The organism is Pseudomonas sp. RIT-PI-S, from assembly GCF_025642975.1.
In the GTDB taxonomy this organism is placed as follows: Bacteria; Pseudomonadota; Gammaproteobacteria; order Pseudomonadales; family Pseudomonadaceae; genus Aquipseudomonas.
Genome location: NZ_JANZKJ010000001.1, coordinates 696,479 through 714,696, shown reverse-complemented (window position 1 = coordinate 714,696; position 18,218 = coordinate 696,479). Strand labels below are relative to the sequence as shown.

The window sequence follows — 18,218 nt, the reverse complement described above, 5'->3', positions numbered from 1 at the left end:
CTGTATCAGCGTTCGAGCAGGATACGCAGCATCCGCCGCAGCGGTTCGGCGGCGCCCCACAGAAGTTGATCCCCAACCGTGAAAGCGCCTAGGTATTGAGAACCCATGTTCAGCTTGCGCAGGCGACCTACGGGCACATTGAGGGTACCGGTTACCTGGGTTGGGGTCAGCTCATGGATGCTGGCCTCGCGATGGTTCGGGACCAGTTTCACCCAAGGGTTATGCTGGCTGATCATCCCTTCGATGTCGGCGATCGGCACGTCTTTGTTCAGCTTGATGGTCAGCGCCTGGCTGTGGCAACGCATGGCGCCGATGCGCACGCAGATGCCGTCCACTGGAACAGGGTTCTTGAAGCGGCCGAGAATCTTGTTGGTCTCGGCCTGGCCTTTCCATTCCTCGCGGCTCTGGCCGTTAGGCAATTCTTTGTCGATCCAGGGGATCAGGCTGCCTGCCAGCGGCACGCCGAACTGCTCGGTAGGGAAGCTCTCGCCACGCATGGCGTCGGCCACCTTGCGGTCGATCTCGAGAATGGCGCTGGCGGGGTTGGCCAGCTCATCGGCCACCGCCGCCTGGGTGGCGCCCATCTGACGGATCAGCTCGCGCATGTTCTGGGCCCCAGCGCCGGATGCCGCCTGGTAGGTCATGGCGCTCATCCATTCCACCAGGCCCGCCTCGAACAGGCCACCCAGCCCCATGAGCATGAGGCTGACGGTGCAGTTGCCGCCGATGTAGTTGCGGGTGCCGGCGTCGAGCTGCTGGTCGATGACCTTGCGATTGACCGGGTCGAGCACGATTACCGCGTCGTCCTGCATCCGCAGAGTGGAGGCTGCGTCGATCCAGTAGCCGCGCCAGCCGGCTTCACGCAGCTTGGGGAATACCTCGCTGGTGTAGTCGCCGCCCTGGCAGGTGAGGATGACGTCCAGGCTTTTCAGCTCCTCGATGCTGTACGCATCCTTGAGGGGCGCCACGTCCTTGCCCACGGCAGGACCCTCGCCACCTACATTGGAGGTAGTGAAAAACACCGGTTCGATCAGGTCGAAGTCCTGCTCTTCCAGCATCCGCTGCATGAGCACGGAACCGACCATACCGCGCCAACCGATCAGACCTACACGTTTCATCGCAACTACACCCTTGAAAAAAGTGGGCCGCCGCCTTGCAGACCTTGCGGCGGGCCCGAGAGATTACAGATTTCGCAGGGCCGCGACTACTGCGTCGCCCATTTCCTGCGTACCGACCTTCGTACAGCCCGCTGACCAGATGTCGCCGGTGCGTACGCCTTGGTCCAGGACCTTGCCGACGGCCGTCTCGATGGCCTGCGCCGCTTCGGTCTGGTTGAAGCTGTAACGCAGCATCATGGACACCGAAAGGATGGTCGCCAGTGGGTTGGCGATGCCCTGGCCGGCGATATCCGGCGCCGAACCATGGCACGGTTCGTACATGCCCTTGTTGTTGGCGTCAAGCGACGCCGAGGGCAGCATGCCAATCGAACCGGTAAGCATCGAAGCCTCGTCGGAGAGGATGTCTCCGAACATGTTGTCGGTCACCATCACATCGAACTGCTTGGGTGCACGGACCAGCTGCATCGCAGCGTTATCCACGTACATGTGGCTGAGTTCGACCTCAGGATAATCCTTCGCAAGGTCCTCGACTACCTCTCTCCATAGCTGGCTGGAGGCAAGTACGTTGGCCTTGTCAACGGAGCAAAGCTTCTTGCCACGCACCTGAGCCATCTCGAAGCCGACGCGGGCGATCCGGCGGATCTCGCTTTCGCTGTAAGGCAGCGTGTCGTAAGCCTGCCGTTCGCCATTTTCCAGCTCGCGGGTCCCGCGTGGCGCGCCGAAGTAGATGCCGCCGGTGAGTTCACGAACGATCAGAATGTCCAGCCCAGCGACGACTTCTGGCTTGAGCGAGGACGCATCGGCCAACTGTGGGTAAAGAATGGCCGGCCGCAGGTTGGCGAAAAGCCCCAACTGAGAGCGGATTTTCAGCAAGCCGCGTTCCGGGCGGATGTCACGCTCGATCCTGTCCCACTTCGGCCCGCCCACTGCGCCCAGCAGCACGGCGTCGGCGGCACGCGCGCGGGCCAGGGTTTCATCGGCCAACGGCACGCCATAACGGTCGATGGCGGCGCCGCCGATCACATCTTCAGTCAAGGCCAGGCCCAGCTGGAATCTGTCGTTGGCCAGGTTCAGTACCTTGACCGCCTCGGCCATGATTTCCGGACCAATGCCGTCGCCGGGGAGAATCAGGATCTGCTTGCTCATGCTTACCTCATTAAGTGCGAGCGGCACCCCTAGGGGTGCCGGTGTGTACGTGGCGCGAGTAGGGGTCAGCGGAACAGCCAGGGCTGGCTCGCCTGGTGCCGGGCTTCGAAAGTTCGAATGGCGTCCGCATCCTGCAGGGTCAGGCCGATGTCATCCAAGCCATGCAGCAGGCAGTGCTTGCGAAACTCATCGATCTCGAAACCATAAGCCTTGCCGTCCGGGCGAGTGACGGTCTGAGCCTGCAGATCGATCGCCAACTGGTAGCCTGGCTCCGCTTCGACCTGACCGAACAGCTCGTCGACCTCTGCTGGCTTGAGGATGATTGGCAACAGCCCATTCTTGAAGCTGTTGTTGAAGAAGATGTCGGCAAAGCTCGGCGCGATCACGCAGCGGAAGCCGTATTCATCCAGCGCCCAAGGAGCGTGTTCGCGGCTGGAGCCGCAGCCGAAGTTCTCCCGCGCCAGCAACACGCTAGCGCCCTGATACCGCGGCTGGTTGAGGACGAAGTCCATGTTTAGCGGCCGCTTGGAGTTGTCTTGATAAGGCTCGCCGACATCCAGGTAGCGCCATTCATCGAACAGGTTGGGCCCGAAACCGGTGCGCTTGATCGACTTAAGGAACTGCTTCGGGATGATCTGATCGGTATCGACGTTTGCGCGGTCCAGGGGCGCAGTCAGCCCGGTGTGTTGAGTAAAGGCTTTCATGCTGCGCTCTCCTGGGACAATTCACGAACGTCAATGAAGTGACCGACCACCGCCGCGGCTGCAGCCATGGCCGGGCTCACCAAGTGGGTACGGCCGCCGGCGCCCTGGCGGCCTTCGAAGTTACGGTTGGAAGTGGACGCGCAATGCTCGCCGGACTCCAGGCGATCCGGGTTCATCGCCAGGCACATGGAGCAGCCGGGTTCACGCCATTCGAAGCCCGCCTCGATGAAGATCCGATCCAACCCTTCTTGCTCGGCCTGAGCCTTGACCAGGCCCGAACCCGGCACCACGATCGCCTGCTTCACGCTTTGTGCGACCTTGCGCCCCTTGGCCACTTCGGCCGCGGCGCGCAGGTCTTCGATACGCGAGTTGGTGCACGAGCCGATAAAGATACGATCCAGGCGAATCTCGGTGATCGGCTGGTTAGGGCGCAAACCCATGTATTTGAGAGCACGCTCGATAGAGCCGCGCTTGACCAAGTCTGCCTCTGCAGCCGGATCCGGCACCGTTTGATCCACCGCCAGCACCATCTCGGGCGAGGTGCCCCAGCTGACCTGCGGCTTGATCTGAGCCGCGTCCAACCGCACCACGGTATCGAACTGGGCGTCATCATCGGATTTCAGCGCCCGCCAGGCTTGCACCGCTTTGTCCCAATGCTCGCCTTTGGGCGCAAAGGGCCGACCCTCCACATAAGCGACGGTTTTTTCATCGCAGGCCACCAGGCCAACCCGGGCACCGGCCTCGATGGACATGTTGCAAATGGTCATGCGGCCCTCTACCGAGAGCTCGCGGATCGCGCTGCCGGCGAACTCGATGGCATGTCCATTACCCCCCGCGGTACCGATCTTGCCGATGACCGCCAGCACGATGTCCTTGGCGGTTACGCCGAAGGGCAAGGTGCCTTCCACCAGCACCTGCATGTTCTTCATCTTCTTGGCCACAAGGCACTGGGTCGCGAGCACATGCTCGACTTCCGAGGTGCCGATGCCATGGGCGAGCGCGCCGAAGGCACCGTGGGTAGAGGTGTGCGAGTCGCCGCACACAACCGTCATGCCAGGCAAGGTGGCGCCCTGCTCCGGGCCAATCACATGCACGATGCCCTGGCGCACATCGTTCATCTTGAATTCGGTAATGCCGTATTCATCGCAGTTGTCGTCGAGGGTCTGCACTTGGAGGCGCGAAACCTGGTCTTCGATCGCCTCGATCCCACCCTTGCGTTCTGGGGTAGTGGGCACGTTGTGGTCTGGGGTGGCAACAATGCTGTCGACGCGCCACGGGGCACGCCCCGCCAGGCGCAGCCCTTCGAAAGCCTGGGGCGAGGTCACTTCATGGACGATATGGCGGTCGATGTAGATCAGGGCCGAGCCATCATCGCGCTGTTTGACCAAATGGGAATCCCAGAGCTTGTCATAAAGGGTTTTACCGGCCATCGAATAACTCCTCGTCAGGCGTGACTATCGCGTTGGCATGGCTGCGTTTTTGTCGCTGCTCGAGTAATAGGCCCACGCTTGTAGTGGAAATGCTATGAGGTTAGATTGAATAACTCAAATTCATAATTTTTATCTTCTGGATAACAACAAGGAATCCCACTTCGTGGATCTGGCGAACCTTACTGCTTTCATCAGCGTGGCCGAAACAGGAAGCTTTTCCAATGCAGGCGAGCGCCTCCATCTGACCCAACCGGCTATCAGCAAGCGCATCGCTGGGCTGGAGTCCCAGCTCGATACCCGCCTGTTCGACCGCCTGGGCCGCGAAGTTAGCCTGACCGAAGCGGGCCGCGCCTTGCTGCCGCGCGCCTACCAGATCCTCAATGTGCTGGACGATACGCGTCGTGCATTGAGCAACCTCAACGGGGAAGTCACTGGCCGGTTGACATTGGCTACCAGCCATCACATCGGCCTGCATCGCCTGCCTCCGCTGTTGCGGGCTTTCACCCGGCGCTACCCGAATGTGGCGCTGGACATCCAGTTTCTCGATTCGGAGGTGGCTTACGAGGAAATCCTGCATGGTCGCGCCGAGTTGGCGGTCATCACCCTGGCGCCCGAGCCCTACGGCCTGGTCAAGGCCGTACAGATCTGGGACGACCCGCTGGACCTGGTCGCGGCACCCGAGCATGCCCTCGCGCGTCAACCGCAGGTTTCTCTGGAAGACATCGCCCGACACCCGGCAGTGTTCCCTGGCGGCAACACCTTCACTCACCATATCGTCCAGCACCTGTTCCAAGCCCAAGGGCTGACGCCGAACATCGCCATGAGTACCAACTACCTGGAGACGATCAAGATGATGGTGTCCATCGGGCTGGCGTGGAGCGTGCTGCCACGTACCATGCTCGACGAACAGGTCACCCGCCTGTCGCTCGCGGGCGTTCAGCTGAGTCGCCAGCTAGGCTACATCGTGCATACCGAAAGGACACTCTCCAACGCCGCACGTGCATTTATGGCATTACTGGAAGGGGAAATTGTCTCTTCTTGAATGCCACTGGCGATCGCCCGATCAAGGAAGCCCGGCCTCATGCCCAAGAGCGTTAAAGCACGCGCGCGCCTGCCGCGCATCCAGGCGGTGGACCCCAAGCAAGCGGAAGCGTCATGGGAGAGCGCCTCGCAACTGCTGGCAGCGCTTAACGGTGCTCGGCTCGGTGCCTGGTTCTGGGACATCGAGCGAGGGCTGATCAATTGGTCGCGGGGCACTCAGGCGCTGTTCGGCTTCGATCCTCACGTGCGGCTGGCGGCCGACATCGACTACCTTGACCTTTTGCCTGAAGAAGACCGGGACCGCACGGTGCAGGCCTTCGAGGCCGTGCTACGTGGCGAGCCACGAGACCAGGCCATGCGCCATCGCATTCGTTGGCCGGACGGCAGCCTGCATTGGATCGAGATCAGCGGCAGCCTGATCACCGGCCGCGACGGCCGCCCACACATGGTCGGCGTGGTGCGTGAAATCACTCAGCAGCGGGAGCGCGAGGCGGCGCTGATCGCCTCGGAAAAGCGCTTTGCCGCGCTGTTCCATCTCAGCCCGAACGCCGTACTCCTTACCCGCCGCAGCGATGGCTTGATCTACGAAGTAAACCATCATTTCGAAAAAGTGCTGGGCTGGCCCGCGGCCCAAGTAGTCAACATGACTACCGAGGAACTGGGCCTCTGGGCGGACCCGCCGCAGCGCACGCAACTGATGCTGGCGACCCTCGCCAACAATGGGCCGGTCATCAGCGAAGTGCGCCTGCGCTCGGCCACAGGGCAACTGCTCGAAGGCATCCTTTGCAGCCAGAACATCGAGCTGGACGGCCGCGCGTACCTGCTCAGCACCTTTGTCGACACCAGCGAGCGCATACGCGCCGAGCAACTCCTCAAGGACAGCCAAGAGCGCCTGGACCTTGCCTTGGAGTCGGCACGGCTGGGCACCTGGGACTGGCACATCCCCAGCGGCATGCTCTATGGGTCGGCGCGCGCGGCGCAGCTCCACGGGCTGCCTCCGGCTCCTTTCCACGAAGCCTTCGCGGCTTTTTTCAAGCACATCAACGCGCAGGACCGGCAATTGATGCGGCGGATGTTCCGCCAAGTGCTCAGCGGCGCCGCGGCGCAATATCAGGTCACCTACCGCGTTACCCTGCCACAAGGCGCCACCCGCTTCCTTGAAACACGCGCCCGCCTCTACCGCGATTCCACCGGTGCGCCCATGCGCATGGCCGGCACGCTGCTGGACATCACCGACCAGGTTGAACGCGAACAACGCTTGCAAAACTCCGAGGACAAATTCGTCCGGCTGTTTCAAGCCAGCCCCTACCCGGTATGTGTCAGCGAGCTGCCCAGCGGCCGCTTCGTGGAGGTGAACCCGACCTTCTGCGAGACCTTCGGATGGACCGCCGAGGAAGTGATCGGACGCACCGCCGAGGAGCTTGACCTATGGCCCGATGTGCACCATCGCGAAATGCTCAAGGAAGAATTGAAACGCTACGGCCGGGTGCGTCACCGAGAGGTGATCGGCCGGCGGAAGACCGGCGAGCCATTGATCCTGGAAATCACCCTAGAACCGATCACGCTGGAAAGCACCACCTGCCTGCTGATGACTGCCCGTGACGTGAGCCAGCTGAAGAATGCCCAAGCGCAGATCCAACACCTGGCCTACCACGACCCACTGACCAACCTGCCCAACCGAGCGCTGCTGATGGACCGCATCAGCCACCAGGTCGCCTCGCTCAAGCGCTACAGCCAGCGCGGGGCGCTGCTGTTTCTCGACCTCGATCACTTCAAGCACATCAACGACTCGCTCGGGCATCCGGTCGGCGATACCGTGCTTAAGATCGTTACCGCACGGCTGGAGGCCAGCGTGCGGCTCGAAGATACTGTGGCACGCTTGGGCGGCGATGAGTTCGTAATCCTCATCGGTGGGCTGGAAGGCAGCCGCAGCGAGGTTACCCGAGAGGTACGGCAGCTGGCAGATACCCTTCGCGAACTGTTGGCTGAGCCCATGTCGCTGGACGGGCATCGCCTGAGGGTCACGCCCAGCATCGGCATGGCGCTGATTCCGGACCACGGAACAACACCAGCGGACCTGCTAAAGCGGGCAGATATCGCCCTTTACCGCGCCAAGGATTCGGGCCGCAACACCGCGCAGATGTTTCATAGCGCCATGCAGAAAGCAGCCAGCGAACGGCTGCGCATGGAAAACGACCTGCGCATGGCGCTCGGCCGCGGCGAATTGCAGCTGCATTTCCAGCCGCAGGTAGATGCCCGCGACGACCGTATCATCGGCGCAGAAGTATTGTTGCGCTGGCTGCACCCGCAACTTGGGCAACAATCTCCAGCGCAATTTATCCAGGTACTGGAAGAAAGCGGGATGATCCTGGATGTCGGCAACTGGATTCTCGACGAAGCCTGCGGCGCCTGCGCTCGCCTGCTTCAGGCCGGGTTGATCGACGCCAGTGGGTTCAGCCTGTGCGTCAATATCAGCCCCAGGCAGTTCCGGCAGACCGATTTCGTTGCCCGTATCGAGCGCAGCCTCAGCCACAACCAGCTGCCGTGCAGCCTGCTCAAGCTAGAGATCACCGAGGGCATCGTGATCCAGAACCTGGACGACACCATCAGCAAGATGCGCGCACTGAAGAAGCTCGGCGTGAGCTTTGCCATGGACGACTTCGGGACCGGCTACTCCTCGCTGACCTACCTCAAGCGGCTGCCTGTGGATACCCTGAAGATCGACCAGTCCTTCGTCCGCGACTGCACGCATGATCCCAATGACGCGGAAATCATCCGGGCGATAGTCGCCATGGCGCGCAGCCTTGAGCTGACAGTCATTGCCGAGGGGGTAGAGTTGACGGAGCAGCTGGAGTTTCTGGACGGTTTGGGCTGTCACTACTACCAGGGTTATCTGTACAGCAGGGCTGTGCCGCTGGAGCAATTCCGGGACATGTTGGTGGCGCCGTAGACGCGCCGTGATACGGAGAACAAAAAAAGGGGCGCCCCACCAGGCGCCCCTTTTACTTCTCGCGTCGAGCGATCAATGTTCCAGCACGGGCTGCGCGCCACCGATCGGGATGCGTTTTGGCTTGGCCTCTTCCGGCACCTGGCGCAGCAGGTCGATGTTCAGCAGGCCGTTCTGCAGGCCAGCCGCCTTGACCTCGATATGGTCAGCCAGGCGGAAGGACAGCTTGAAGGCTCGCTGAGCAATGCCTTGATGCAGGTAGGTGATGCTGCTGGCGTCGCCCTCACGGTTTTTGCCGCCGGTGACGGTCAACACACCCTTCTCGACCTGCAGGTCGAGGTCCTGCTCCTGGAAGCCTGCCGCGGCTACGACGATACGGTATTCGTTATCGCCATGTTTCTCGACGTTGTAGGGTGGGTAGGTGCTACCCGACTCGTTACGCAACGCCGACTCGAACAGATCGTTGAAACGATCGAAGCCAACGGAATGACGGAACAGTGGAGCCAAGGAAAATGCAGTGCTCATGACGATCTCCTGAGATTTCAGCGAGTAGTTGATTCCGCGACCCGACTTCGGCATCGCGTAACTAACAGATAGGGGCCCGCTGGCTGCTTTCAAGACCGTTCGTCGGCATTTTTTCTGGCCGCATAACAAGTTTTCGTCGAGGTTTTGGCGGGCGCGCAATGCCCGGCGCGATCAGGCCTCAGCGCAGGCCAGGCCCCTACGCCGTTGGGACGATCAGGCCAGAGCTGCTTCGTTCAGGCCAAGCATGGCGCTGATCCGCGCGCAGTCGGTTTCCTTGCGCAGGGCGGTGAAGAGTTCCACCGCGCCGGGATAGGTCCGCGTGAGCATGGCCACCCACTGCTTGAGCCGGCCCGGGGCGTAGCGCGGGGACAGCTTGGCCGTGGCCTGGCGCCAGAAGTCTTGCAGCAGCGGCAGCAGATCGCCCCAGGTCATCGGCTGCAGCGCCCTCCCCTCGGACGTCGCCGCGATCTGCAGGGCAAGGTCCGGGCATGAAACCAGGCCTCTTCCCAACATGAAATGCCGTGCACCGCTCACCTCTTGGCAGCGGCGCCAGTCTTCGACGGTCCAGATCTCGCCGTTGGCATACACAGGCACCTTGACCGCGTCCTGCACACGGGCAACCCATTCCCAGTGTGCCGGGGGCTTATACCCATCCAGTTTGGTCCGAGCGTGCACCACGAGCCGCTCCGCCCCGCCCTCAGCTAGCGCTCGAGCGCAGTCCAGAGCGCCCGACGGGCTGGCGTAGCCCAGGCGCATCTTGGCGGTGACGGGCACGTGCGCGGGCGTGCTGCGACGCACCTCGCTTACGATGGCGTGGAGCAGTTCGGGCTCGTTAAGCAGCACCGCGCCCCCACGGGACCGGTTCACCGTCTTGGCGGGGCACCCGAAATTCAGGTCGATGACCGGCGCGCCCAACTCGCAGGCCACCGCCGCGCTGTCGCCCAACAGAACCGGGTCTGAACCCAGCAGTTGCACGTGCAAGGGCGTGCCAGCGCGGGTCTGGCTGCCATGCTCCAGCTCCGGCGCCAGCTTGAGGAAGGACGACGGCGGCAATGCCCGGTCAGACACCCGGATGAACTCGGTGACACACCAGTCAATGCCGCCAACACGTGTAAGCACGTCGCGCAGGATGTTGTCGACCAACCCCTCCATTGGCGCCAAGGCTAATTGCATAGTGTTCAGTTCTCAGGTCGTCCAGGCGTCGGGATGGCCGGGCCGTAGCCGTCGATAAACTCGGCGGGCATCCGCTTGGGGCGACCGCTGGAGAGTTCGATGCATACGAAAGTGGTTTGCGCGCGTAGCAGCGTTACACCGTCCCGAGGACGGACCAGCTGGAAGCGGCGGTTCATTTTCAGCCGTTGATCCCAATCGACGATCCAGGTCGCCATGGTCAACTCGTCACTTTCATAGGCGCTAGCCAGGTAGTCTATTTCGTGGCGCAGCACAGCCATGGCGCGATCGAGGCGGCGATATTCGACCAGGTCCAGCCCAAGGTAGCGTGAATGCTGCCAGGCGCAGCGTTCGAGCCAGGTCACATAGACGGCGTTATTGGCGTGCCCAAGCCCGTCTATGTCATCGGCGGCGACACGAAGGTCAAGGGTGAAAGGTGATGGCAGATCCCAGTTCATATGCTCTCCTGCGCTCACCGCATGGCCGGAAAAACAAAAGGCCCATTCAATGATCGAATGAGCCTTGATTCCCGGAGATCGGGGTAAACGTGGCGTCCCCTAGGGGACTCGAACCCCTGTTACCGCCGTGAAAGGGCGGTGTCCTAGGCCACTAGACGAAGGGGACGCAAACCTTCGAGCAGGCCCGCCGCAGCGGACCCTGGCAAATTGGTGGAGCTAGACGGGATCGAACCGTCGACCTCTTGCATGCCATGCAAGCGCTCTCCCAGCTGAGCTATAGCCCCGAATTTAACGCCCTGCGGCGTGTACCGCCGCAGGGCGATACAGGGTGAAGTGGCGTCCCCTAGGGGACTCGAACCCCTGTTACCGCCGTGAAAGGGCGGTGTCCTAGGCCACTAGACGAAGGGGACATACCTTCTTTCCGACCGGCCTGGTAACCGGCCTGCCCTAGGCTTGAAACACCTCGGGCGAGGAATTTGGTGGAGCTAGACGGGATCGAACCGTCGACCTCTTGCATGCCATGCAAGCGCTCTCCCAGCTGAGCTATAGCCCCACAGTGCGGCGCTTTGTTTCAGCACCATGTCGTGGACGGGGCGCATATTAAGACGCCGCCCCTACCCTGTCAAACGAAATTTCAGAAATTTTTAAATAAAATTTCCCGGCATTCAAGGAGTTAGCCCTGCCATCGTTTGCAGCCTGGTGCCAGCTCCCGCCGGACGGAGAATATCGGCAGGAGCGTTCGGGGCCGCAAACCCAGCCCTCAGCCTATATCGGCCAGCAGCTTTTCCCATTCCTTGTTTTCTTTCTTCGACACCCCACCCAGCAGGTCCAGCGCCTGGCGCAAGCGATAACGGGTCAGGTCCGGGCCGAGGATTTCCATGGCATCGAGGACCGACACCGAGCTCGCTTGACCGGTGATCGCCGCGAACATCAGCGGCATCGCATCACGCAGCTTGAAGCCCAAGGCATCGACTACCGCTTGGATGCAGCCGGTGATCCGCTCCTTCTCCCATTGGCGTAGCGCCTCGAGCTTCCACAAGATGAGTTGGATGACCTGGCGCACTTGATCGGCGGCAAGCTTCTTGTGGGCGAACAAGGCTGGATCCGGGCGGACTCCTCCTTCGAAGAAGAAACCGCCCAGCGGCGCAACTTGGCTGAAGGTTTCTACCCTGCCCTGCACCAGCGGGGCGATTTGCATCAGGTAATCGCGGTTGAACGCCCATTGCTGAACTCGGCCGGCGAAGTCCTCGAGCGACAGCTCACGCAACCACTGGCCATTGAGCCAGGAGAGTTTTTCGATGTCGAAGATCGGCCCGCCCAGCGACACGCGCGAAAGGTCGAAGTGCTCTACCATCTCGGCCAGGGAAAACTTTTCGCGCTCGTCTGGCATGGACCAGCCCATGCGCCCCAGATAGTTGAGCATGGCCTCCGGCATGAAGCCCATGCGCTCATAGAAGGTCACCGAGGTGGGATTCTTGCGCTTGGAGAGCTTGGATTTATCCGGGTTACGCAGCAATGGCATGTAACACAGCTTCGGCTGCTCCCAGCCGAAGTACTCATACAGCTTCATCAGCTTGGGCGCCGACGGCAACCACTCTTCGCCGCGCAGCACATGGGTGATTCCCATGAGATGGTCATCCACCACGTTCGCCAGGAAGTAGGTCGGCAGGCCATCGGTCTTGATCAACACCTGCATGTCCATGCGGTCCCACGGAATCTCCACATCGCCACGAAGCATGTCCGGCACCACGCAGATCCCTTCGCCAGGAACCTTCATGCGGATCACATGAGGCTCGCCAGCGGCGAGGCGGCGCTGCACCTCTTCTGCCGAAAGCAGCAGCGCACGGCCGTCGTAGCGCGGGGTTTCGCCGCGGGCCAGCTGCTCGGCGCGCATCTGGTCCAGCTCCTGCGCGGTGCAGAAGCAGGGGAAGGCATGGCCGGCATCCACCAGTTGCTGGGCATAGCCACGGTAGATATCACCGCGCTCGCTTTGCCGATAGGGGCCATGCGGGCCGCCAACGTCCGGGCCCTCGCTCCACTCGATGCCAAGCCAGCGCAAGGCGTCGAAAATCTGCTGTTCGGACTCTCGAGTCGAGCGCAGCTGGTCGGTGTCCTCGATGCGCAAGATGAATTCGCCGCCGTGCTTTTTGGCGAAGCAATAGTTGAACAGGGCGATATAGGCCGTGCCAACGTGGGGGTCGCCAGTAGGCGAAGGCGCGATTCGGGTGCGAACGGTGCTCATGGAGAGTTCTCGGACAGGACAGTACAAAGCGGCGAATGGTAGCAGGGCCGGCATGTCCTGCTCCAGTCATGCGCCCAGAGGCCGCAATCATACCGCCAGCAGGCGCTCCCGCAGCTTGGCAATCTCGTCGCGGGTTTGCGCGGCAGCTTCGAACTCCAGGTCCCGTGCCAGTTGCAGCATCTTCTCTTCCAACTGGCGGATACGCTTGCTGATCTCGCTAGGGCTGCGCAGTTCGGCCTCATAGCGAGCGCTCTCCTCGGCGGCCTTGGCCATGCCCTTGCGCTTTTTGCTCCGCCCCCCAGGAATGTTGGCGCCTTCGAGGATGTCGGCGATATCTCGCACCACACCCTTTGGCACGATGCCATTGGCCTCGTTGAATGCGATCTGCTTCTCTCGCCGCCGCTCGGTTTCGTTGATGGCCCGCTCCATGGAGCCAGTCATGTTGTCTGCATAGAGAATCGCCCGGCCATTGAGGTTACGCGCGGCGCGGCCGATGGTTTGGATCAGCGAGCGCTCCGAGCGCAGGAAGCCCTCTTTGTCGGCGTCGAGGATGGCCACCAGGGCCACTTCAGGCATGTCCAACCCCTCGCGCAGCAGGTTGATGCCTACCAAGACGTCAAAGGTGCCCAGGCGAAGGTCACGGATGATCTCAACACGCTCCACGGTGTCGATGTCCGAGTGCAGGTAGCGCACCCGCACGTCGTGGTCGGCCAGGTAGTCCGTGAGGTCCTCGGACATCCGCTTGGTCAGCGTGGTGACCAATACCCGCTGGTCGAGCGCCACGCGCTTGTGAATTTCCGAGAGCAGGTCATCCACCTGCGTGGACGCCGGGCGGATTTCGATCTGCGGGTCGACCAGGCCGGTCGGCCGTACCACTTGCTCCACTACCCGGCCGGCATGTTCCTGTTCATAGGGCCCCGGCGTGGCAGAGACGAAAATGGTCTGTGGCATGATCGCCTCCCACTCGTCGAAGCGCATCGGCCGGTTGTCCAGGGCGGAGGGCAGGCGGAAGCCGTACTCAACGAGGGTTTCCTTGCGCGAGCGGTCACCCTTGTACATCGCTCCCACTTGCGGAACGCTGACGTGAGACTCGTCGATGACCAGCAAGGCTTCCGGCGGAAGGTAGTCATACAGCGTGGGGGGCGGCGCACCGGCCGGGCGACCGGACAGGTAGCGGGAATAGTTTTCGATGCCGTTGCAATAGCCGAGCTCGAGCATCATTTCCAGGTCGAAGCGGGTGCGTTGCTCCAGCCGTTGCGCTTCCACCAACTTGTTGGCCCCGCGCAGGTACTCCAGCCGCTCCTGCAGTTCCGCCTTGATATTTTCGATGGCGGACACCAAGGTTTCCCGCGGCGTGACGTAGTGAGTCTTGGGGTAGAAGGTGTAGCGCGGCAGGCGCCGGATGACCTCGCCAGTGAGGGGGTCGAAGGATGAAATATTCTCTACTTCATCATCGAACAGCTCGATGCGAATGGCTTCCAGGTCTGATTCAGCAGGGAACACGTCTATCACGTCACCGCGCACGCGGAACGTCGCCCGGGCGAAGTCCATCTCGTTGCGGGTGTACTGCAGCTCGGCCAGGCGCCGCAGCAGTTCGCGCTGGTCGAAGCGGTCCCCGCGGTCCAGGTGCAACACCATGCGCAGGTAGGTTTCCGGGCTGCCCAAGCCGTAAATACATGACACCGTGGTGACGATGATCGCATCTCGCCGCTCTATCAGCGCCTTGGTCGCCGACAGCCGCATCTGTTCGATATGGTCGTTGATCGAAGCATCCTTCTCGATAAAGGTGTCCGACGACGGCACATAGGCTTCCGGCTGGTAGTAGTCGTAATAGGAAACGAAGTATTCCACTGCGTTATTGGGGAAGAACGCCTTGAATTCGCCATACAACTGCGCAGCCAGGGTCTTGTTGGGCGCCAGCACGAGCGTAGGGCGTTTCACCTGGGAAATCACGTTGGCGATGCTGAATGTCTTACCCGAGCCCGTCACGCCTAGGAGCGTCTGGTGCGCGAGCCCGGCGTCGATACCCTCGACCAGTTGCCGGATAGCTTCGGGCTGGTCCCCGGCGGGCCGATACTGGGTGACAAGCTGGAATTCAGACATGGGTATCCTCAATGGCCCAAAGGGCTGTATCCATAAACAGTACTTGGCCGACCCCGGCGCCGTCAAACGCCCTTCGGATAGGCCAACTCCACCACAAGCCGCTCGAAAGCGGAAAGGGTGTAAAAAAAACTGAACAAAGCAGGTACAACTTGTCGCGAAGGCCGCTCAGGCTCTCTATACTCATCGACCGTTGGCGCACCGCATTGGTGCGGACTTTTCATCCCTCCTCCACAGAGCCACGGTCCATAATGAGCCTGTTTTCCGCTGTCGAATTGGCGCCCCGCGATCCTATCCTCGGCCTCAACGAAGCCTTCAACGCCGACCCTCGCGCCTACAAGGTCAACCTGGGTGTAGGCGTTTATTACAACGAAGAAGGCAAGATCCCTTTGATGCGTGCGGTCATTCAGGCCGAACAGGCGCGGGTCGCACAGCAGGCGGCGCGCGGGTATCTGCCGATCGAGGGCATCGCGGCCTATGACAAGGCCGTGCAGGCCCTGCTCTTCGGGGCTGAATCTTCGCTGCTCGCCGATGGACGGGTGGTCACCGTCCAGGCCGTGGGTGGCACCGGCGCCCTGAAGCTTGGGGCGGACTTCATCAAGCGCCTGCGCCCAGACGCCGTAGTCGCCATCAGCGACCCGAGCTGGGAAAACCACCGCGCCCTGTTCGAAACCGCCGGTTTCCCGGTGCGGGACTACCGCTACTATGATGCGACCAGCCATGGGGTAAACCGTTCCGGCTTGCTGGAAGACCTCAACGCCTTGCCAAGCGGCTCGGTGGTTGTGCTACATGCTTGCTGCCATAACCCTACCGGGGTTGACCTGACCCGCGAAGACTGGCAGCAGGTGCTGGACGTAGTGCGCGCCAGGGGCCATATCCCTTTCCTGGATATCGCCTATCAGGGCTTCGGCGACGGCATTGCCGAAGACGCCGAAGCGGTACGGCTATTCGCCGATGCCGGCCTGACCTTCTTTGTCTCCAGCTCGTTCTCCAAGTCGTTCTCGCTGTATGGCGAGCGAGTGGGGGCGCTGTCGATCGTCACCGCCTCCCGCGAGGAAAGCACTCGGGTGCTGTCGCAGGTCAAGCGAGTCATCCGCACTAACTATTCCAACCCGCCGACCCACGGCGCGACCATCGTCGCTACCGTCCTCAACAGCCCTGAACTGCGGGCAATGTGGGAAGCGGAGCTTGCCGAGATGCGCAGTCGTATTCGCGACATGCGCCTGGGCATGGTCGACCGCCTGGCAGCCCTGGGCGCCATGCAGGACTTCAGCTTCATCAAACAACAGCGCGGCATGTTCTCCTACTCGGGCTTGACCACGGCTCAGGTTCATCGGCTGCGGGATGAGTTCGGCATCTATGCGCTCGATACTGGCCGCATCTGCGCCGCGGCGTTGAATCGCGGAAATCTTGAAGCGGTAACCCAAGCTATCATCAAGGTACTGTAAGGCTGCAGCGCGCCAGGGGCAGGCTCTGCCACCCGCCCCTGGGGCGCTACGTAAGCCTTCAACTCGTTGACTTCATTGGTTTTATTCGTAAGATAGGCCCGTCGTTCCGCGATAGCTCAGTCGGTAGAGCAAATGACTGTTAATCATTGGGTCCCTGGTTCGAGTCCAGGTCGCGGAGCCACTTTCCCCTCGCTATCCCTCGCAGCATCCCCTACTGTTTTTCTACCGGCTCCAGGATCAGCGCTACGCATGATTCCGGCACAGTCGCCGGCCAGCACGCACTTCATGAACCACAACCGGAGTTCCCATGACACGTATCGGAATCACCGCACTGTTCGTCCTCGCCTGCCTTGCCGGTAACGCACAAGCGGCCGCGCCTGCCAGCCAGGCGAATAGCGACAAAGGCACCATTCTCGTCGACGGCAAGGGCCAGGCCTTGTACACCTACGACAAGGACATGACCGGCATGTCCATGTGCGGAGGAGCATGTGAGGAAAACTGGCCCGCCTTCGTGGCAGAGGCTGGCGCCATGGCCGAGGGGAAGTGGTCACTGGTCACGCGTGAAGACGGCCGCCAACAATGGGCCTATAACGACAAGCCGTTGTACACCTGGAAGAAAGACGCCAAGCCTGGCGATACGGGTGGCGACGGCAAGGGTGGGGTCTGGCATGTGGCCAAACCCTGACTAGGCTGCCTAGGGCGCCTCGCCCAAGGAGAAGAATTCCCCCGCACTCCACACGCCGAGGCACTGCTGCCCATTGATCTCCCGAGTAACCGCCAGCTCTACCAGCTGGTAAAACACGTTGCGATGGACCAGCGCCTCAAGGTTGTCCCGAACCAGCACATAGGGCGCCGGCTCGCCAGTGCCGGCGTCGGTTTCCACCCGCAGCGGATGCGCGGCGCCAGCGGTAAAGCGGTTCTCGACATTGTCGGTGAAGTGCAGCCGCTGGCGCTCGCCCTCCCCTTCTACCTCGAGCAGCACTGCCACAAAGGGGGCGTCATCGACTGTGATGCCGACCTTTTCCACTGGCGTGACCAAAAACCATGCATCGCCATCACGGCGCAAGATGGTGGAGAACAGCCGCACCATGGGCTTACGGCCAATAGGCGTACCAAGGTAATACCAAGTGCCGTCGCGAGCGATGCGCATATCGATGTCCCCGCAAAACGCAGGGTTCCACAGGTGTACCGGAGGTAAACCCTGGGCTTTGGGGATCTGCCCTAGCAAATCATTGGCTGTTGGGCCGCTCATGGCCAACTCCTTACTGACTCATACCTAGAAGGCGCTGAGCGTAGTCTTCGAAGGGCGGCCCAAGCAAATCCTCAGGCTTCTTGTCATGGAAAGTCAGCAGGCCCCCACGGCTACGAATGGTCGCGGTGTCGATCAAGTAGCGGGTGCTGGTTTCAATCAGCATCATCTGCACCACGCCACTGTCGATGCCCAGGCGGTCAACCGCTTCCTGGTCGGACCACTCGTCAAGGTTACCGATGCGGTCGTCCGCCTTGGCGAAGCGGGTATAGAGCACGTAATGGGCACCCACTCCGCGAGCCTCGCTCAAGGCCTGTTCCAATCCCTCGGGCTGAGCGGCGCGACGCACCATCGGGAAATACTCGACGAAGCCCCGGAACGCCTCTTCGGCCACTACGTTAGGCCGCGGATAGGCGCCCCCCGGCGGAACGAACGCGCCTTGGGCGATATAGATAAAGGAATCTGCCTGAAGCCGGAAATTCGTGGAGCGCCGGGTTTGGCTATGATCGAGCACGCCGGCATCACTGAGCTGATCCCGCGCCACCACACCCATATCGCTCACGCTCATGCAGCCGCCCAGTACTGCCAGCGCCAATATCACCCACAACCTGTGCATCGTTCTCTCCGAAAGCCGCGACGG

General features: G+C 61.6%; 15 protein-coding genes and 5 tRNA genes. 5 read left to right on the top strand and 15 right to left on the bottom strand.

Annotated elements, in window-relative coordinates:
- Window positions 1-5: 5 nt before the first annotated feature.
- The 4 genes from asd to leuC all read right to left on the bottom strand — a co-directional run bounded on the left by asd (window position 6) and on the right by leuC (window position 4,398).
- The gene (gene asd, locus OGL93_RS03325) at window positions 6-1,118 is read right to left on the bottom strand and encodes an aspartate-semialdehyde dehydrogenase (RefSeq protein WP_263260939.1); all 1,113 of its coding nucleotides are present in this window, start codon (window positions 1,116-1,118) and stop codon (window positions 6-8) included.
- Window positions 1,119-1,181: 63 nt separating this feature from the next.
- Window positions 1,182-2,264, bottom strand: coding sequence for a 3-isopropylmalate dehydrogenase (leuB, locus tag OGL93_RS03320; RefSeq protein ID WP_263260938.1), 1,083 nt, complete (start codon window positions 2,262-2,264; stop codon window positions 1,182-1,184).
- Between the two features lie 65 nt (window positions 2,265-2,329).
- Entirely contained in the window at window positions 2,330-2,968 is a 639-nt protein-coding gene (gene leuD / locus OGL93_RS03315; RefSeq protein ID WP_263260937.1) for a 3-isopropylmalate dehydratase small subunit, read from the bottom strand.
- Window positions 2,965-4,398 (bottom strand): 3-isopropylmalate dehydratase large subunit, encoded by a 1,434-nt coding sequence (gene leuC / locus OGL93_RS03310; protein WP_263260936.1) that lies wholly within the window; start codon window positions 4,396-4,398, stop codon window positions 2,965-2,967. The genes leuD and leuC overlap by 4 nt, the downstream gene beginning before the upstream one ends.
- A 163-nt stretch (window positions 4,399-4,561) precedes the next feature.
- Here leuC and OGL93_RS03305 point away from each other — a divergent pair, with 163 nt between their 5' ends.
- Together OGL93_RS03305 and OGL93_RS03300 are read left to right on the top strand one after the other, a co-directional pair.
- Window positions 4,562-5,440 (top strand): LysR family transcriptional regulator, encoded by an 879-nt coding sequence (locus tag OGL93_RS03305; protein ID WP_263260935.1) that lies wholly within the window; start codon window positions 4,562-4,564, stop codon window positions 5,438-5,440.
- Window positions 5,441-5,479: 39 nt separating this feature from the next.
- Window positions 5,480-8,389, top strand: coding sequence for an EAL domain-containing protein (locus OGL93_RS03300; protein WP_263260934.1), 2,910 nt, complete (start codon window positions 5,480-5,482; stop codon window positions 8,387-8,389).
- 72 nt (window positions 8,390-8,461) lie between these two features.
- On the opposite strand, the gene OGL93_RS03295 is transcribed toward OGL93_RS03300, so the two are convergent.
- The 9 genes from OGL93_RS03295 to uvrB form a co-directional block, all read right to left on the bottom strand.
- Window positions 8,462-8,911, bottom strand: a complete 450-nt coding sequence (locus OGL93_RS03295; protein ID WP_263260933.1) for an Hsp20 family protein — start codon at window positions 8,909-8,911, stop codon at window positions 8,462-8,464.
- 213 nt (window positions 8,912-9,124) lie between these two features.
- On the bottom strand, window positions 9,125-10,084 hold the full coding sequence (locus OGL93_RS03290) for a tRNA-dihydrouridine synthase (protein WP_263260932.1): 960 nt from the start codon (window positions 10,082-10,084) through the stop codon (window positions 9,125-9,127).
- A 5-nt stretch (window positions 10,085-10,089) separates the two neighbouring features.
- A complete protein-coding gene (locus tag OGL93_RS03285) occupies window positions 10,090-10,539 on the bottom strand; it encodes a thioesterase family protein (RefSeq protein WP_263260931.1) in 450 nt (149 codons plus the stop codon).
- A 90-nt stretch (window positions 10,540-10,629) separates the two neighbouring features.
- Window positions 10,630-10,705 (bottom strand) — tRNA-Glu (locus OGL93_RS03280).
- A gap of 42 nt (window positions 10,706-10,747) precedes the next feature.
- Window positions 10,748-10,823, bottom strand: a tRNA-Ala gene (locus OGL93_RS03275).
- A gap of 50 nt (window positions 10,824-10,873) precedes the next feature.
- Window positions 10,874-10,949 (bottom strand) — tRNA-Glu (locus OGL93_RS03270).
- Window positions 10,950-11,016: 67 nt separating this feature from the next.
- Window positions 11,017-11,092 (bottom strand) — tRNA-Ala (locus OGL93_RS03265).
- Between the two features lie 207 nt (window positions 11,093-11,299).
- Window positions 11,300-12,781, bottom strand: a complete 1,482-nt coding sequence (gene gltX / locus OGL93_RS03260) for a glutamate--tRNA ligase (RefSeq protein ID WP_263260930.1) — start codon at window positions 12,779-12,781, stop codon at window positions 11,300-11,302.
- An 87-nt stretch (window positions 12,782-12,868) separates the two neighbouring features.
- Complete coding sequence (gene uvrB, locus OGL93_RS03255; protein ID WP_263260929.1) at window positions 12,869-14,884, bottom strand: excinuclease ABC subunit UvrB; 2,016 nt, start codon at window positions 14,882-14,884, stop codon at window positions 12,869-12,871.
- A 248-nt stretch (window positions 14,885-15,132) separates the two neighbouring features.
- Here uvrB and OGL93_RS03250 point away from each other — a divergent pair, with 248 nt between their 5' ends.
- The 3 genes from OGL93_RS03250 to OGL93_RS03240 all read left to right on the top strand — a co-directional run bounded on the left by OGL93_RS03250 (window position 15,133) and on the right by OGL93_RS03240 (window position 17,014).
- Window positions 15,133-16,329 carry an amino acid aminotransferase gene (locus OGL93_RS03250; RefSeq protein WP_263260928.1) on the top strand — a complete coding sequence of 399 codons (1,197 nt, stop codon included), beginning with the start codon at window positions 15,133-15,135 and terminating at the stop codon, window positions 16,327-16,329.
- A 105-nt stretch (window positions 16,330-16,434) separates the two neighbouring features.
- Window positions 16,435-16,510 (top strand) — tRNA-Asn (locus OGL93_RS03245).
- A gap of 126 nt (window positions 16,511-16,636) precedes the next feature.
- Window positions 16,637-17,014 (top strand): hypothetical protein, encoded by a 378-nt coding sequence (locus OGL93_RS03240; RefSeq protein WP_263260927.1) that lies wholly within the window; start codon window positions 16,637-16,639, stop codon window positions 17,012-17,014.
- A 9-nt stretch (window positions 17,015-17,023) separates the two neighbouring features.
- Here the strand turns inward: OGL93_RS03240 and OGL93_RS03235 are convergent, their stop codons facing one another.
- A complete protein-coding gene (locus tag OGL93_RS03235) occupies window positions 17,024-17,581 on the bottom strand; it encodes a DUF1285 domain-containing protein (protein ID WP_263260926.1) in 558 nt (185 codons plus the stop codon).
- Between the two features lie 10 nt (window positions 17,582-17,591).
- Window positions 17,592-18,194 (bottom strand): DUF4823 domain-containing protein, encoded by a 603-nt coding sequence (locus tag OGL93_RS03230; protein ID WP_263260925.1) that lies wholly within the window; start codon window positions 18,192-18,194, stop codon window positions 17,592-17,594.
- Window positions 18,195-18,218: the final 24 nt, after the last annotated feature.

What these genes read in the sequence shown, in the direction of transcription:
- OGL93_RS03240 (WP_263260927.1), top strand. Translation starts at nt 16,637, where the DNA reads ATGACACGTATCGGAATCACCGCACTGTTCGTCCTCGCCTGCCTTGCC.
- OGL93_RS03235 (WP_263260926.1), bottom strand. Translation starts at nt 17,581, where the DNA reads ATGAGCGGCCCAACAGCCAATGATTTGCTAGGGCAGATCCCCAAAGCC.
- leuB (WP_263260938.1), bottom strand. Translation starts at nt 2,264, where the DNA reads ATGAGCAAGCAGATCCTGATTCTCCCCGGCGACGGCATTGGTCCGGAA.
- OGL93_RS03290 (WP_263260932.1), bottom strand. Translation starts at nt 10,084, where the DNA reads ATGCAATTAGCCTTGGCGCCAATGGAGGGGTTGGTCGACAACATCCTG.
- leuD (WP_263260937.1), bottom strand. Translation starts at nt 2,968, where the DNA reads ATGAAAGCCTTTACTCAACACACCGGGCTGACTGCGCCCCTGGACCGC.
- OGL93_RS03230 (WP_263260925.1), bottom strand. Translation starts at nt 18,194, where the DNA reads ATGCACAGGTTGTGGGTGATATTGGCGCTGGCAGTACTGGGCGGCTGC.
- OGL93_RS03250 (WP_263260928.1), top strand. Translation starts at nt 15,133, where the DNA reads ATGAGCCTGTTTTCCGCTGTCGAATTGGCGCCCCGCGATCCTATCCTC.
- OGL93_RS03285 (WP_263260931.1), bottom strand. Translation starts at nt 10,539, where the DNA reads ATGAACTGGGATCTGCCATCACCTTTCACCCTTGACCTTCGTGTCGCC.
- OGL93_RS03295 (WP_263260933.1), bottom strand. Translation starts at nt 8,911, where the DNA reads ATGAGCACTGCATTTTCCTTGGCTCCACTGTTCCGTCATTCCGTTGGC.
- asd (WP_263260939.1), bottom strand. Translation starts at nt 1,118, where the DNA reads ATGAAACGTGTAGGTCTGATCGGTTGGCGCGGTATGGTCGGTTCCGTG.
- uvrB (WP_263260929.1), bottom strand. Translation starts at nt 14,884, where the DNA reads ATGTCTGAATTCCAGCTTGTCACCCAGTATCGGCCCGCCGGGGACCAG.
- gltX (WP_263260930.1), bottom strand. Translation starts at nt 12,781, where the DNA reads ATGAGCACCGTTCGCACCCGAATCGCGCCTTCGCCTACTGGCGACCCC.
- leuC (WP_263260936.1), bottom strand. Translation starts at nt 4,398, where the DNA reads ATGGCCGGTAAAACCCTTTATGACAAGCTCTGGGATTCCCATTTGGTC.
- OGL93_RS03300 (WP_263260934.1), top strand. Translation starts at nt 5,480, where the DNA reads ATGCCCAAGAGCGTTAAAGCACGCGCGCGCCTGCCGCGCATCCAGGCG.